This window comes from Cypionkella aquatica (assembly GCF_030161095.1).
Classification (GTDB): Bacteria; Pseudomonadota; Alphaproteobacteria; order Rhodobacterales; family Rhodobacteraceae; genus Cypionkella; species Cypionkella aquatica.
On sequence record NZ_BSPP01000007.1, the window covers coordinates 491,517 to 506,507 of the forward strand.

Genomic DNA, 14,991 nt, shown 5'->3' on the forward strand with positions numbered 1-14,991 from the left:
AGGTGGTGGGGCAGGCGGGCGGAGCCTCCGGCGGGGATATTTGGGCCAATGTGAAATGGCAAAGGCTTGGCTTTTGACAGCGGCGGGGTTTGTGGGGATAGTCGGGGTCGGGGGAGCAATCATGCGTCAGGTTTTGCTGGTGGAGGATGAGGCCAATATTGCCGAGGCGCTGCGGTTTATTCTGTCGCGCGATGGCTGGGCGGTCTCGGTCTTGGCGGATGGAGCGCGGGCTTTGGCCGAGGTGGCGCGGCTGCGGCCTGATCTGGTGATTTTGGATTCGATGTTGCCGGGGATGTCGGGGCTGGAGATTTTGACGGCTTTGCGCGCCGACCCGGATCATGCGGGCCTGCCGATCCTGATGTTGACCGCCAAGGGCCAGTTGCGCGACCGCGAGGCCGCCGAGCGGGCGGGCGTGTCGGCCTTTATGAGCAAGCCGTTTGACAATTCAGAAATCCGCGCCTTGGTGCGGGATTTGTTGGGGGCGTGATGCGGGGCCCGCGCGCGCCTTTGTTTCTGGCTCGGGCAGTGTATCGGCAGCGACGCTGGCGGGATGCGGCGCGGCTGTTGCCGATCTTTGGGTTGTTCCTGTTGCTGTTGCCGCTGCTGTGGGGGGAAGGCTCGGGCGCTGGTTCTGGTTCTGTCGCGGTGGCAAGCGCGGGGGATGCAGGTTCAGGGGGTGCGGGTGTCGCGGCCAAGTCCAATTCGGGGCAGGTTGCCGTGTATCTGTTCGGGGTCTGGGCGCTGTTGATCGGGCTTGCGGCCTATGTAGCCCCCGCCTTGGCCGAGCCCGAGGCCGATGCACCCGCCGAGGATGTCTGATGCCATTCAATGTCTTGGTGCTGACCTCTCTGGCCTATGTGGCGTTTTTGTTCGTGGTGGCCTTTGTGGTCGAGCGGCGGGCGATGCGCGGCGAGATGCGGTTTTTACGCTCGCCGGTGGTGTATACCTTGTCTTTGTCGATCTATTGCACGGCTTGGACGTTTTACGGCGCGGTGGGGTCTGCGGCGCGGACGGGAGTGGAGTTTCTGACCATCTATCTGGGCCCGACCTTGGTGTTTGTCGGCTGGTGGTGGGTGCTGCGCAAGCTGGTGCGGATCGGGCGCAGGCAAAGGGTGACCTCGATCGCCGATCTGATTTCAAGCCGCTATGGCAAATCGAACCTGCTTGGCGTGTTGGTGACGGTGATCGCGGTGGTGGCGGCGACGCCCTATATCGCGCTGCAGTTGCAATCTGTGACACTGTCGTTCGGGGCCTTTGCGGCAAGCGATCCGCAGGCTTGGGCGATGCCGGGGCGCGACGCTACGGCGATCTGGGTGGCGGCGGGCTTGGCTTTGTTCACCATCCTGTTTGGCACCCGCAACCTTGACGCCAAAGAGCAGCATCACGGCATCGTCATGGCCATCGCGGTTGAGGCGGTGGTCAAGCTGGTGGCGCTGCTGGCGGTGGGGATTTTCGTGGTCTGGGGCTTGGGCGGCGGCCCATCGGCGATGATCGCGCGCATCGAGGCGCATGTCGATCCCCAGTGGGCGATGCAGCCGGGGCGTTGGGCGGGGCTGATTTTTCTGTCGGCGGCGGCGGTGATCACTTTGCCGCGGATGTTTCAGGTTTTGGTGGTCGAGAATGTCGATGAGGCGCATCTGTCGCGGGCCTCGTGGGCGTTTCCGGCCTATCTGTTCGCGATGAGCCTGTTCATCCTGCCCATCGCCGTGATCGGGCTGGAGCGGATGCCAGCAGGCGCAAACCCCGACATGCTGGTGCTGACCTTGCCGCTGCACGAGGGGCAGGGCGGTCTTGCGCTGCTGGCGTTCTTGGGCGGGTTTTCCTCGGCGACCTCGATGGTGATTGTGGAAACCATCGCGCTGGCCACGATGGTGTCGAACCATATCCTGATGCCCGCTTGGCTGTGGCTGCGCCCGCAAGCGGCTGTGTCGGGCAATCTGCGTGGGGCAATTTTGCTGGCGCGGCGGCTGTCGATCATCATGGTGCTGGCCTTGGGGCTGGCGTATTTCCGGCTGTCTGGCGGATCAGGCGCACTGGCGGCGATTGGCCAGATTGCCTTTGCGGGCATGGCGCAGGTGTTGCCCGCCTTGCTCGGTGCGATATTCTGGCGTGGCGGCAGCAAGCTGGGGGCGCTGTTGGGCCTGTCGATTGGCTTTGTCACTTGGGGCTACACGCTGTTTTTGCCGTCGTTCGGGGCGGGGGCGCTGATTTCGGCTGATCTGCTGCAAAACGGGCTGTTCGGGCTGGCATGGTTGCGTCCGCAGGCGCTGTTTGGCACCGGGGCGATGGATCCGCTGATCCATTCGATCTTCTGGTCGCTGGCTCTGAATGTGGCGGGCTATCTGATCGGATCGCTGCTGTCTTTCCCCGATCCGGTCGAGCGGATACAGGGTGCCGCTTTCGTCAATGCCTTTGACGACGAATTGCAGGCCGAGCGCGTCGGCTGGACCCATGGTCAGGCCGAGCCCGAGGCGTTGCTTAACATGGCGCAGCGGATTTTGGGCGAAGAAGCCGCGATCTCGTTCTTTGAGGCCGAAGCAGGCGCGCAGGGCAAGGCCGGGTTTCTGCCAGACCTCACGCCGCGCTTTCTGGCGGGGCTGGAGCGGAATTTGGCAGGCTCGGTGGGCGCGGCCACCGCGCATGCGATGATCAGCCAGTTGTTTGGCCGCGCCACTGTGACGGTCGAGGATCTGATGGCAGTTGCCACCGAAGCCGCGCAGATCATGGAATATTCGGCGCGGCTGGAAAGTCAGCAATCCGAACTTTCCCGCTCGGCCCGGCAACTGCGCGAAGTCAATGAAAAGCTGACCCAGCTTTCGGTGCAAAAGGATGCGTTTCTCAGCCAGATCAGCCACGAATTGCGCACGCCGATGACGTCGATCCGGGCGTTCTCCGAGATTTTGGCCGAGGGCGATCTGCCAGCGGTGCGGGTGGCGGAATATGGCCAGATCATCCATGCCGAAGCCAAGCGGCTCACCCGGTTGCTGGATGATCTGCTCGATTTGTCGGTGCTGGAAAATGGCGCGGTGCATCTGGATCTGGCGCTGTCGCATCTGGGGCAGATGATCGACCGGGCTTTGGCCGCAGCCAGCCAAACCCGGCCCGAGCGGAATTTTGACATTCAGCGCGACTACGCGTCAGAGGAAATTCATCTGCGCACAGATGCTGACCGTCTGGTGCAGGTGTTGATCAATCTGATCTCGAACAGCCGCAAATATTGCGATGCGCAAGCACCCGTGTTGCGCATTGCGGTGCGGCAAAAGGGGGGGCGGGTGGTGGTCGATTTCATCGACAATGGTGCAGGCATCGCCAAGGACAAGCAGGGGCTGATCTTTGAGAAATTCGCCCGGCTCAGCGATGATGGCCGCGCGGGCGGCGCAGGTTTGGGGTTGGCGATCTGCCGCGAGATCATGGGCAATCTGGGCGGCACGGTCAGCTATCTGCCGGGGCAAAAGGGCGCGGCCTTTCGGGTGAGTTTACCGCTGCGGATTGAAAAACCACAGGAAAGGCCAATGGAAAAGCCGCAAGAAAGGCCGCAGTAAAAACCTGTCTGCTGTAAACGCTTTGTTAGCTTCGGGGCGGCTATCGTTGCCGCAGGGCGGTCCGGTCAGGGGAACGAAGTGGCAGAAGCACAGCAAGACGGCATCATTCGGCGCAAAATCGCTGCCAGTCAGGCGTTGATGGCAGAAGGCAGCCCCGGCGCGGATCGCGGTTGGCGCATTGCCCTTGCGCGGGCGGCGCGCGACATGCTGGCCCTGCCGCTTGAAGTGACATCGCTGGCCCTGCACCGCAGATCACTGGCCGAGGTGTTGGAACTGCCGCCGCCGCAGGCGCTGATTGCGGTGTTGCAGGGCCCTGCCGAAGGTCTGGGATTGCTGGTTTTGTCGCCGCCAGCGCTGGCGGCGATGATCGAAGCGCAGACTTTGGGCAAGGTTTCGGGGCTGGCGCTGGCGGCACGCAAACCCACCCGCACCGATGCGGCTATGGTCGCCCCTACGCTGGATGCCGCCTTGGACGGGTTAGAGCAATCCTTGGCGCAAGAGGCAGATTTGCAATGGGCGGGCGGCTTTCGCTATGCCAGCTTTCTGGATGACCCGCGCCCGCTTGGGCTGGTGCTGGAAGACATCGACTACCGGGTGATGACGGCAGAGCTGTCCTTGGGCTTGGGCGCGCGCCAAGGCAGTGTGCTGCTGGTGCTGCCAGCAGAAGGCAAGGGCGCGCGGCCCATGCAGGCGCTGCCGGGGCCACCGGACGCGGCGCAGGCGGGGCTTGCCTTTGCGCAGGCCTTGGGCGCGCAGATCGAGCAGACCTCTTGTGTTTTGGATGCGGTGGTGGCGCGGGTTTCGCTGCCGTTGGCTCAGGTGCTGGGCTTGCAGATCGGCGAGGTGATCGGCCTGCCGCGCGCCTCGATCGAGCGGGTGAAGTTTGAAACCATGGACGGGCTGCCCTTGGCCGAGGGTCGTCTGGGCCAAAATCGCGGCATGCGGGCGATCCGTCTGAACGCAGGCGCGCCGCGTGCCGTGGCGACTGACCCCGATGCTGAAAGCTCCACCGCACTGGCAGCTTTGCCCGAACCGATGCGCCAGACTGCATAAGGCTGCGCAGCCAGACCGCATATGCTGGGCGGTTTGCCACATACCGATTTTCGCACGGAGATTCTGCACGGGGTTTGAAAACTCCGGCCTTCGCCAGAGGTTAAAAAAGTCTGAACAGCGTCGCGTAAGCCATTGATCTGTCACAAAGCCAGCCGCTGTCCACGCGTGGACAGCGGAGATAGATCAGCGCTTTTGTGCCGCCAACGCATCAATCTGGCCGCGCAAAGGCTCCAGATTGTAGCCAAATTTGGCCGGGGTGGCGATCAGATCATCGGTGGGCTTCTCGCCCGCGTTCATCATCGCCCAAACCACCGAACAGCGGTTTCCGCTGGCACAATAGGCAAACACCGGCCCGGTCGCATTGGCCATCACCTCGGCCTGCATGCGGATGTTTTCCATCGTCATAGCGCCGCCAATCACCGGGTTTGCGATGAAGGTCAGCCCCAAAGCCTCGGCCGCGGCTTGCATGACCGGGGTGTGCAGATCGGCGGGGATCTCGCCATCAGGGCGGTTGTCGATCACCGTGGTAAAGCCAGCCGCCTTGATGGCGGGCAGATCAGACGGGTCGATCTGCGGCGACACGGCATAGGTCGGGGTCAGGGCGCGAATGTCCATTTTGCTCCTCGGGCTGGGGCGTGCGGCGTCAAGACGGCGGCGCAGGCTGGGTGCCACGATCATACCGACCAGCATCGCCAATAGAAAGGCCAGACCGCCACTGCCGCCAAAGCTGATCGAGGCCAGCGCCGGACCGGGGCATAGCCCGGCCAAGGCCCAGCCCATCCCGAACAAAACCGAACCAAGCACCAGATTGCGATCAATCCCGCGCGTCGCTGGCCCAGGCAACGCAAGGTCGAGGTAAGAGCGGTCCAGTTTCGATGCCACCCGCCAAGCCGCAGCCATCGGCAGGATCGCGCCGCCCATGACAAAGGCCAAGGTCGGATCCCAAGCGCCGAACAGATCCAGAAAGCCCTGAACTTTCAGCGTGTCGGTCATCCCAGACAGCCGCAAGCCCGCGCCAAACAACCCACCCGCAAGCAGGGCATACCCATAGCGGCGCATCAGATCACCCCAAACAACTGACGCAGCAGCGCCATCGTCAGCGCGCCTGCCCCGACATAGACCAGCGTGGCGACAATGCCGCGCCATGACAGCCGCGAGATGCCACAAACTCCATGCCCCGAGGTGCAACCATTGGCCAGCCGGGTGCCGATGCCGACCAGAAGCCCCGCAAGCACGATGACAAACCAGTTCGAGGTCAGATGAGTCTCGCCGCCGATCAGCAGCGACAGAAGATAAGGCACGCCGATCAACCCGGCCAGAAACGTCAGACGCTCGGCCCAATTGCCCCAGCCAGAGCCATCGACCAAACCGCCAATGATGCCCGAGGCCCCCATCACCCGGCCATTATATAGCAGGAAGACCGCCCCTGCGCTGCCAATCATCAGCCCGCCCGCAAGGCCCCAAAACCAATCCATCATCGCCGTGCTCCTGCCTTACAAACCATTCAGCGGCACTTTCAGATAGGACAGGCCGTTGTCCTCTGGCGCTGGCATCTGACCCGCGCGCATGTTGATCTGCAGCGACGGCACGATCAGCCGCGGCATCGCGAGGCTGGCATCGCGGGTCTCGCGCAGGGCGACAAAATCGCTGCGGCTGCGGCCGGCACCAATGTGGACGTTCAGGGCTTTTTGATCGCCGACAGTGGATTCCCACGCAAACTCTGTGCGACCCGGCGCTTTGTAATCATGGCAGACAAAGATGCGCGTGGCATCGGGCAGCGCCACGATTCGCTGCACGGAATCGAACATCACCGCCGCCGAACCGCCGGGGAAATCGCAGCGCGCGGTGCCGAAATCTGGCATGAACAAGGTGTCGCCTACAAAGGCTGCATCCCCCGCCACATAGGTCAGGCAAGCCGGGGTATGGCCGGGCGTGTGCATCACATCGACGCGCAGCTGGCCGATCATCAGGCTGTCGCCTTCGGCAAACAGGCGGTCGAACTGGCTGCCGTCGCGGGCAAAGCTTGTGCCCTCATTGAACACTTTGCCGAAGGTTTCCTGCACCACGGTGATGCGGTCGCCAATGCCGATCTGCCCACCCAAAGCCTGTTGGATATAGGGCGCGGCAGAGAGGTGGTCGGCATGGACATGGGTTTCCAAAACCCATTGCAGATCAAGCTCTTGCGCGCGGATATAGGCAATCACCGTATCTGCCGACCGGGTATCGGTGCGCCCTGACGCATAATCAAAATCCAGCACGGAATCGATCACAGCACAGGCGCGGCCGTTGGGCTCGCGCAGAAGATAGGTGATGGTGTTGGTGGCTTCATCGAAAAAAGCATGAACGGCGGGGTGCATGGCGGTCTCCTGCGGCGTTGTAAAGAGGGTAAGCCTTGGCTGGGGGATGTGCAATCTGGGAATGTTTTGCAGCAAGGCGACCTGCGGGGTGCGGGCTTGATCTGTGTCAACGACAAGGGCGGGGGGATGAGGGCAGCATCCGTGCGACAAATATAGAGGGGGATGATTGGCATGTGTGCGATGCATGTAGCGTTTGATGGTGACGCGGCTTGGCCGGATCTGGGGCGAGGGCTTGAACAAGGCCCTGCGCTGCGGCGGTTGCTGGCAGAAATGCAGGCCTTGTGGGCGATCATGCCGGGGCAGATAGCGCCATCGCAGCACGCCAATGTGCAGGCGCGGCCTTGCTGTGGCGGCGCAACTCCGCAAAGCGCTGCATTGCGGGATTGCCATTGACGCGCTGCCGCCGCTTAATGGACCCGAGGCTATCGGTGGAGCGTTGGAATGGATGGCAAACCCGTGACGGATGCGGTGCGGGTGGCGCGCGACGGGGCGGTTTTGCTGCTGATTTTGGCGCAACCTCCGGTCAATTCGATGACGCATCCCTTGCGCGCCGCCTTGTCCAAGAGTTTGGCGCTGGGGCTGGCGGCAGATGTCAGCGCGGTTGTGATTGCCTCGGACATCGCGGCCTTCTCGGCGGGGGCCACTCTGAGTGAGGGCGGACAGTCAGTGCAAGAACCCAGCCTTGCGACACTTTGTGCGCAGGTGGAAAATTTTCCGAAGCCTGTGATTGTGGCCCTGAATGGCAGCACGATGGGGGCGGGGCTGGAACTGGCTTTGGCAGCGCATGGTCGCATTGCCGCCCCGGCGGCGCAACTTGGGCTGCCTGCGGTTGCGCTTGGTCTGGTGCCCGAGGCCGGGTCAAGCCAGCGCCTGCCGCGTTTGGTGGGGGCGGCTGCGGCGTTGAAGCTGCTGCTGGAGCCCGGCGCGCTGTCGGCGACGCAGGCGCTGTTGATCGGCTTGGTCGATCAGGTGGTCGAGGGGGATCTGCGCGCCCAAGCGGCTGGCATGGCGCGACAGATGGCTGTGGGCGGTGCATGGGTCAAGGCAGGGGATCGCGGCGAGGGTTTGCGCGATGGCAAGGCCTATCAGGCGGCGGTTGCGGCTGCGCGGCTGAAACATCAGGGCACACCACTGCCTGCTGTATCGCGGTTGATTGATTGTGTGGCGGCAGCGCAGTTGTTGCCGTTTGCGCAGGGGCTGGCTTTTGAGGCAGCGGCCTATGAGGATTTGGCAGCATCTGCCGAAGCGCGGGGCTTGCAGCACGCATTTCAGGCTGAACGTCGGGCAGCTTTCCCACCGGCATGGCTGGCGCAGGCCACCGTCGGGCCGTTGAGCAGTCTTGCGGTCTGGGGGGCTGCGGGGTTTGGCGCCGATCTGGTGGCACAGGCTTTGGCGGCGGGGTTACGGGTGTGTCTGTTTGATCCGTCTCGGGATGCGCTGGTCGCCGCGTTGCAGAAAATTGCCGAGCGGCAAGAGGTTGCGGTGGCCGCAGGGCGGCTGACTGCTGAAGCCCGTGATGCCGATTGGGCGCGACTGACCACTGGATCGGTGGCGGTCGGCCCGGTTGATCTTGTGCTGAACAATGCGCAGGCGGGCGGCGAGATTGGCGCAGGCTTTACCGCATCGGATGTGCCGCAGATCCAAATGGCGGCTTTGCCGTTGCACGACGCGGGCGGCAAAGTTGCGCTGCGTGCGGCACCTGCTGCGGGACTAATCGCCGAGCTTGGTGTGGGGCCGCAAGCGCCACCGACGCTTGCAGCGCTTGGGCTTGCGCTTGGGCGGCGCTTGGGTTGGGTGGTGCTGGTGACAGGGCCGGGAGGCCCGATCGAGCAACGACTGCGGGCGACATTATCAGCGGCCATCGCGCAGCTGGAGCGGGACGGCACAGCGCGGGGTGTGATTGCGGCGGCGCTGGGATCTTATGGCTTTGGGGCCAAGGGTGCAGTGCCAAACACCGGGCCCGAGGCGCGGGCGGTGCTGGATGCCTGTCTCGCGGCACTGGCCAATGAAGGCGCGCGGCTGATGAGTCAAGGGGTTGCGCGCAGGCCGTCTGATGTCGATGCCGCAGCGGTGCTGAACGGGATTTTCCCGCGCTGGCACGGTGGGCCATTGTTTCAGGCTGACCAGCGCGGCCTATTGGTGCTGCGCGCCTATCTGCGCAAACGCGCGGAGCATGCACCCGCGCTTTACGCGCCCGATCTGCTGCTTGATCGCCTGATCGCCGATGGTCAGAATTTTGCGGCTCTGAACCGGCTGGATTAGGGGGGCGGGATCAGCCTGAGCCAGATCAGGCCAATATCACGCCTACAACCACCAGAATCAGCCCCAGAAAAGACACCGCAAGCGCGCCGACATTCCAGACCACGACCCGCTGCATTGCAAGCCGGGCCTGATCATCTGGCAGCGCTTGGCGTTTGATTCCAAGCACCAGTTTGATGCACCACAACAGGCCCATGATGCCTGCAACGGTCAGCGCCGTCCCGATCCAGATCACACTATGCATCCGCCACTCCTTCAAATCTGTTGCTTCGGTAACGTCGCAAGCGGCGCCTTGCAACCCCAACCGCTGCACGCTTGATCCTGCGCGCCGCGCCATATAGGAACGGCGCAACCCTCAGCAAAAAGAGCCCCACGCGATGAATGACGTATCCGCCTATACCGTGACCGCTGACGAGCTGCGCCAGTTCATCGAACGTGCCGAGCAGCTGGCGTCTGAGAAAAAAGACGTGGCCGAGCAGGAAAAAGAGTTGTTCGCCGAGGCGAAAGGCCGCGGCTATGACACCAAAGTCATGCGCAAAGTGATCGCATTGCGCAAGCGCAAGCCTGACGAGATTGCCGAAGAAGAAGCCATCATCGAGATGTATAAATCCGCATTGGGCATGCAGTAAGCGGCGCGCTGCGCATCTGCGACGATGTTCTACAAGCCGAGTCGCGCAAAGCCGCTGCTCGGCTTTTGCTTTGTTAAAACCGTGGGCGAAATCCGGCTGTTTCTTCGATCTCACGCATCCGCTGTGCAGACACGGTGCAGAAATATCCCATGGACGCGCGGGGCGGTGAACCCGGCCCGGCTGGCTGGCTCAGCTTTCCGGCCGCGGATTTAGGGCGCGATGAACTGAACGCCGGGCATATGGCTGATGCGGTAAACATCTTCGTCGTAAAGCGCGGTCAGCTCGTCCACCGTGGCCTCGGTCCAGCCGGGCATGTCAACCTCGGTGGCGATGCGGTCGGGCAGGGCAAACTTGTCAAGGAACGCCGAGACGATCTTGCGCCGTTGCATCACCGAAGCTGGCGGATGGCTGTCGAGATAGCTGCGCAACCGGGTCAGACCCTCGCCCGACATCAGCGTGGCCAGCAGATCATCCTCACCCTCCAGCACCACATCATCGGGCAGACCCGAGACCGCGCGCAACACTTCGGGCCAGACCAGCGGCGTGTCTTCGTCGCACCAGATCGTCAGCGGAATATCGGGGTTGATGGTCAGGATCCGTTGGACGACTTGCGACCAATGCAGGTCGTAAATGTTGGCTTTGCCGATGAAGTCAGTGTAGCTTTTGTTCGGCAGTTTTTGCAGCAGGGCTGGCAGAAAAGTCGCCGGATTGCGGATCGCCAGATGAAATTCGGCCTCAATTTCCGGGAAGATCTGGCTAAACGCGCGCACCCGCTCTCCGGCAGCCGGATAGAGGGTGCCATCCAACGCCCAAGGTGCCAGCGACAAAAAACTGTCCCATGACAGCACCATGCGGTCGGCGATGTCTTCTTCCATGATCTTGTCAAGGATCAGGGCCTGCGTGTCGCGGTTGGCGGCCTGACCTTTCAGCTGGATCGCGGTGTCGCGCAACAGGTTGCGATAGCGTTTGGGGCCCGGCACCACGATGCCATGCTGCGATAGCACCTCGCGGTTATTCAAAAGACATTTCAACAGCCGCTCTTCATCGGTGAAGTGCGCGCCAAGGTGATAGACGATCCGCATCGGAAGAGGGCCTGCCTGCTTGTTCTTGTTGGCGCAACTATAGTCGGTTTTCTTTACAGGGAAACCGCTTTCCGTTATCAGGCCGCGATGCAAAGCCAGCAAAACAGTCAGATGCGGCGCAAATGGCGCGGGTGGGCGCGGTTTGATCTGTGGTCGCTTGCAGCGCTGGGGGTGGCCGGGGTTGTGCTGGTGCCGCTGCTTGCGGTGATCTGGATTGCGTTCCACCCCACCGAAAACATCTGGCCGCATCTGCTGTCCACCGTGTTGCCGCGCTACTTTACCGCGACAGTGCGGATGATGTTTGGTGTCGGGGTGCTGGCTGCGGCGATGGGGGCGGGGGCGGCTTGGCTGGTGGTGATGTATCGCTTTCCGGGTAGCCGTTTTCTGGAATACGCATTGCTGTTTCCGATGGCTATTCCGGCCTATGTCGGCGCCTATGCTTTGGTGGATTTTCTGGACTATGCGGGGCCCCTACAAGGCGCGTTGCGCGGCATATTCGGCTGGAATTCGGCGCGCGATTACTGGTTTCCCGAAATACACTCGGAGCCCACAGCCATTCTGGTGCTCGCGTCCGCGTTCTATCCCTATGTCTATCTGATGACCCGTGCGGCCCTGCGCGAGCAGTCTGGGGCCAGCTATGAGGTCGCGCGGGCACTGGGCTTGGGGCCTTGGGGGATGTTCTGGCGGCTGGGCCTGCCGCTGGTGCGTCCGGCGATTGCCGCAGGTGTGGCGCTGGTGATGATGGAGACGGTGGCCGATTTCGGCACGGTGGCGACCTTTGGTGTGCAGACGCTGACAACAGGGGTGTTTTCAACTTGGTTGAACGGCGGCAATGCCGGGGGGGCCGCACAGATCGCAGGTGTCATTCTGGTGCTGGTCCTAGTGCTGCTGAGCGTCGAATACCTTGGGCGGCGGCGTGCGCGTTTTCACCGACCCTCGCGCGCCAGCCGTCCGGTCAGCCCGATCGTGCTGCAAGGGATTTGGGCCGTGGCGGCGGCGGCTTTATGTGCAGTACCGTTCCTGTTGGGCTTTGTGCTGCCGACGGCGGTGATGCTGGGCCATGCCTTGGCAAAGCCGCAGATGTGGCTCGCACCGGGTTTGGCCGAGGCCGCGCTGAACACCGTGATCGTCGGTGGTATCGCAGCAGTGTTGACCGTCTCGGCAGCGCTGATCTTGATCTACGCGGTGCGGATGGCCGGGCGGCGGCTGGCGCGCAGCGTGTTGCCACTGACCTCGCTTGGCTATGCCATGCCCGGCGCTGTGCTGGCGGTGGGCTTGCTGGTGCCGCTGGCGGCGCTGGATCACCGGGTGGCGGATGCAGTGGCGGCGGTGACGGGGCATGATCCGGGCCTGATGCTGACGGGCACGTCAGCTGCAATCGTGTTGGCCTATCTGGTGCGGTTCTTTGGCATCGCTCAGGGTGCAGTGGATTCGGCGTTTGGGCGGATCTCGCCGTCTTTGCCGATGGCCGCACGCAGTTTGGGGCGCGGGGCGGGTGGGACTTTGCGCGAGGTGTATCTGCCGCTGATGCGCGGCTCGGTTTTGGCGGCGCTGCTGGTGGTTTTTGTCGAATGTGTCAAGGAATTGCCCGCAACCTTGCTGCTGCGCCCGTTCAATTTCAATACCTTAGCGACAAGGGTCTATGAGCTGGCGAGCCTTGAGCAGATCGGCGAGGCCGCCCCCGCTGCGCTGATCGTCACCGCAATGGGCCTCGTAGCCGTGGCGCTGCTGGTGCGCGCCACCCGGCAAGACTGACGTGCAAACCACTTGCACCCGGGCGCGGCTGTCGATATCTGAGGGGAACTGCCCTTATAGCTCAGCTGGTAGAGCACCTGATTTGTAATCAGGGGGTCTCGGGTTCGAATCCTGATGGGGGCACCACTTTTTATATTTGAAGACGTAATATGCTCGGAAACGGGGCTTGCGGTTCCTGTGTCTGAAGACGCGGCGCGGAGTTTGCGCACGGCGAGGTAGGCGCTGGCGGGCCGCGAAAGGTCTGCGCCACTGGGCCGGGGGCAATCTTGCGGCTAGGGTGATGCCGCTGATCTTGCGACCCAATATTGCGCCTGTGTATTGATCGTGGCGGATGGGCTGCTTTTGTTGGCGCTGAATTTGGTAAATGCGGCGATTGAGGCCGCGATTGACTATATCTCAACCGAACAGCATCCGCTGACCAAGGCTTTCAAAAGACGCGGGTTCGGCTGCTTTGGCGGAGTTGGGGCTTGGCTATATCGTGACTTGGTCGTTTGCGCTGCTTGCGCTTTTCAAGGGCATGGCTACCTTTGGCCCCTGAATTGGGGGGCAACGGATGACCGACGGCAAGACTATTTTGATCACAGGGGCGGGGTCTGGCATTGGCCGGGCGACGGCGCGGGCGTTTCTGGCGGCGGGCTGGCGGGTGGCGTTGATGGGGCGGCGGCTGGAGGCCTTGGCGGAAACGGCAGACGGCGCGGCGGCGCTGTTGCTGGCGGCGGATGTGCGCAACCCGAATGATGTAGATGCGGCATTTGCCAAGTTGCCTCGGTTGGATGTGCTGTTCAACAATGCGGGCATTTCGGCTCCGGCGGCGACGATTGACGAAATCTCGATCGAGCAATGGTTGGCGGTCAGCAACACCAATATCACCGGCATGTTTTTATGCGCGCGTGCAGCGTTTCGGCTGATGCGGGCGCAGATGCCGCGTGGCGGGCGAATCATCAACAACGGCTCGATTTCGGCGCATGTGCCACGGCCCGGCTCGGCCCCCTATACGATGTCAAAACATGCGGTGACGGGGCTGACGCGGACTTTGGGCTTGGATGGACGGCCGTTTGACATCGCGGCGGGGCAAATCGACATTGGCAATGCGCTGACCGATATGGCGGTGGGATTTACCAAAGGTGTACCGCAGGCCAATGGCCAGATCGCGGTAGAGCCGGTGATGGATGTGACCCATGTGGCCGATGCGGTCTTGCATATGGCCAGCCTGCCTTTGTCGGTGAATGTGCCCTTCATGACAATCATGGCGCGGGATATGCCCTATATCGGGCGCGGCTAGGTGGGCTGTCACTGGACTGTCACCGCGACTTGGCTACTGTGCGGCAAAAGATTTGCCCAAGGAACCTGACATGCAACGCGATCCCGCTTTCTCCGCCGCTGGCCGCTTTTGGCGCGGCAATCTGCACACCCATTCCACCCGCTCTGATGGCGTGCTGGCACCTGAAGAGGTCTGCCGCCGTTACAAGGCCGAAGGGTATGACTTTCTGGCGCTGACCGATCATTTCGTAGGTCTTTATGGCTATCCGATTGTCGATACAAAGCCGATGCGCGATGCAGCTTTCACCACAATTCTGGGGGCAGAGCTTCATTCGGGTGCCATGTCGAATGGCGAGCTGTGGCATATTCTGGCGGTGGGCTTGCCCAGCGATTTTGCACCGTCAAACAGCCCCGGTTTTATCCCCGTGGCGGGGCAGGAAACCGGGCCCGAGATTGCCGCGCGTGCGGTTGCGGCGGGGGCGTTCGTGGCGATTGCGCATCCGCAATGGTCGGGGCTGACGCTGGCGGATGCCCGCAGCATCACCGCCGCCCATGCGGTCGAGGTCTATAACACCGGCTGCGATTTTGGCTGTGATCGCCCGGATGGCTTTGCAATCGCTGATCTTTTGCTGACCGAGGGGCGGCGTCTGAGCATGATCGCCACCGATGATGCCCATTTCTCAGAGCCGGATTTCTTTGGCGGCTGGGTGATGGTGAAATCTGAGGCCAACACCCCCGAGGCTTTGCTTGCCGCGCTTAAGGCGGGCCATTTCTATTCCAGCCAAGGGCCTGAACTGCGCGATGTGCGCATTGAGGGCGACAAGGTGGTGGTCGAATGTTCGGCTGTGGTGTCGGTTGTGGCGATTGGACACGGCACTGGTGCCAAGGCCGTGCATGGCCAATCCCTGACCCGCGCCGAAGTGCCGCTGGCGCGCTTGAATAACTCGCCTTGGCTGCGGGTTGCCGTGATTGATGCGGCGGGCAAGCGGGCTTGGTCCAACCCGATCTGGGTTGAAGGCGTGCCTGCCAAAAACCCGCGCGTGGCGGGCTAGCG

14 protein-coding genes, 1 tRNA gene and 2 pseudogenes are annotated in these 14,991 nt (G+C 62.6%); 11 read left to right on the plus strand and 6 right to left on the minus strand.

From position 1 onward, the window contains the following. The first annotated feature begins 121 nt into the window (after positions 1–121). The 4 genes from QQJ98_RS10940 (at position 122) to QQJ98_RS10955 (ending at position 4,595) form a co-directional block, all read left to right on the plus strand. Positions 122–487, plus strand: coding sequence for a response regulator transcription factor (locus QQJ98_RS10940; protein ID WP_431307806.1), 366 nt, complete (start codon positions 122–124; stop codon positions 485–487). Continuing rightward, positions 487–819, plus strand: a complete 333-nt coding sequence (locus QQJ98_RS10945; protein WP_284325369.1) for a hypothetical protein — start codon at positions 487–489, stop codon at positions 817–819. Before QQJ98_RS10940 ends, QQJ98_RS10945 begins: the two co-directional genes overlap by 1 nt. Next, complete coding sequence (locus QQJ98_RS10950; RefSeq protein WP_284325370.1) at positions 819–3,542, plus strand: ATP-binding protein; 2,724 nt, start codon at positions 819–821, stop codon at positions 3,540–3,542. The genes QQJ98_RS10945 and QQJ98_RS10950 overlap by 1 nt, the downstream gene beginning before the upstream one ends. A gap of 78 nt (positions 3,543–3,620) precedes the next feature. Beyond that, entirely contained in the window at positions 3,621–4,595 is a 975-nt protein-coding gene (locus QQJ98_RS10955) for a FliM/FliN family flagellar motor switch protein (RefSeq protein WP_284325371.1), read from the plus strand. A gap of 183 nt (positions 4,596–4,778) precedes the next feature. On the opposite strand, the gene QQJ98_RS10960 is transcribed toward QQJ98_RS10955, so the two are convergent. The 4 genes and pseudogenes from QQJ98_RS10960 to QQJ98_RS10975 all read right to left on the minus strand — a co-directional run bounded on the left by QQJ98_RS10960 (position 4,779) and on the right by QQJ98_RS10975 (position 6,952). Next, entirely contained in the window at positions 4,779–5,210 is a 432-nt protein-coding gene (locus QQJ98_RS10960) for a protein tyrosine phosphatase family protein (protein WP_284325584.1), read from the minus strand. Between the two features lie 12 nt (positions 5,211–5,222). Beyond that, positions 5,223–5,654, minus strand: a pseudogene (locus tag QQJ98_RS10965) (DUF6691 family protein); the annotation flags it as partial. Further along, the gene (locus QQJ98_RS10970) at positions 5,654–6,070 is read right to left on the minus strand and encodes a YeeE/YedE family protein (RefSeq protein WP_284325585.1); all 417 of its coding nucleotides are present in this window, start codon (positions 6,068–6,070) and stop codon (positions 5,654–5,656) included. The gene QQJ98_RS10970 and the pseudogene QQJ98_RS10965, both read right to left, overlap by 1 nt. Positions 6,071–6,088: 18 nt before the next feature. After that, the gene (locus tag QQJ98_RS10975) at positions 6,089–6,952 is read right to left on the minus strand and encodes an MBL fold metallo-hydrolase (RefSeq protein WP_284325372.1); all 864 of its coding nucleotides are present in this window, start codon (positions 6,950–6,952) and stop codon (positions 6,089–6,091) included. Positions 6,953–7,393: 441 nt separating this feature from the next. Here QQJ98_RS10975 and QQJ98_RS10980 point away from each other — a divergent pair, with 441 nt between their 5' ends. After that, complete coding sequence (locus QQJ98_RS10980; RefSeq protein WP_284325373.1) at positions 7,394–9,214, plus strand: enoyl-CoA hydratase/isomerase family protein; 1,821 nt, start codon at positions 7,394–7,396, stop codon at positions 9,212–9,214. Positions 9,215–9,239: 25 nt separating this feature from the next. Here QQJ98_RS10980 and QQJ98_RS10985 read toward each other — a convergent pair whose 3' ends face one another. Beyond that, positions 9,240–9,455: a hypothetical protein gene (locus QQJ98_RS10985; protein WP_284325374.1), complete on the minus strand. Its 216-nt coding sequence runs from the start codon at positions 9,453–9,455 to the stop codon at positions 9,240–9,242. A gap of 133 nt (positions 9,456–9,588) precedes the next feature. Between QQJ98_RS10985 and QQJ98_RS10990 the strand changes: the two genes are divergently transcribed. Then, positions 9,589–9,840 carry a DUF2312 domain-containing protein gene (locus QQJ98_RS10990; protein ID WP_284325375.1) on the plus strand — a complete coding sequence of 84 codons (252 nt, stop codon included), beginning with the start codon at positions 9,589–9,591 and terminating at the stop codon, positions 9,838–9,840. Positions 9,841–10,049: 209 nt separating this feature from the next. Here the strand turns inward: QQJ98_RS10990 and QQJ98_RS10995 are convergent, their stop codons facing one another. Further along, positions 10,050–10,922, minus strand: coding sequence for a hypothetical protein (locus QQJ98_RS10995; RefSeq protein ID WP_284325376.1), 873 nt, complete (start codon positions 10,920–10,922; stop codon positions 10,050–10,052). A gap of 111 nt (positions 10,923–11,033) precedes the next feature. On the opposite strand from QQJ98_RS10995, the gene QQJ98_RS11000 reads away from it, so the two are divergent. The 5 genes and pseudogenes from QQJ98_RS11000 to QQJ98_RS11015 all read left to right on the plus strand — a co-directional run bounded on the left by QQJ98_RS11000 (position 11,034) and on the right by QQJ98_RS11015 (position 14,989). Next, positions 11,034–12,677: an ABC transporter permease gene (locus tag QQJ98_RS11000; RefSeq protein WP_284325377.1), complete on the plus strand. Its 1,644-nt coding sequence runs from the start codon at positions 11,034–11,036 to the stop codon at positions 12,675–12,677. A gap of 50 nt (positions 12,678–12,727) precedes the next feature. Further along, a tRNA-Thr gene (locus tag QQJ98_RS11005) sits at positions 12,728–12,803 on the plus strand. A 189-nt stretch (positions 12,804–12,992) separates the two neighbouring features. Beyond that, positions 12,993–13,097, plus strand: a pseudogene (locus tag QQJ98_RS19865) (diacylglycerol kinase); the annotation flags it as partial. 133 nt (positions 13,098–13,230) lie between these two features. Continuing rightward, complete coding sequence (locus tag QQJ98_RS11010; protein ID WP_284325378.1) at positions 13,231–13,959, plus strand: SDR family oxidoreductase; 729 nt, start codon at positions 13,231–13,233, stop codon at positions 13,957–13,959. A gap of 70 nt (positions 13,960–14,029) precedes the next feature. Further along, complete coding sequence (locus tag QQJ98_RS11015; RefSeq protein WP_284325379.1) at positions 14,030–14,989, plus strand: CehA/McbA family metallohydrolase; 960 nt, start codon at positions 14,030–14,032, stop codon at positions 14,987–14,989. The last annotated feature ends 2 nt before the right edge of the window (positions 14,990–14,991 follow it).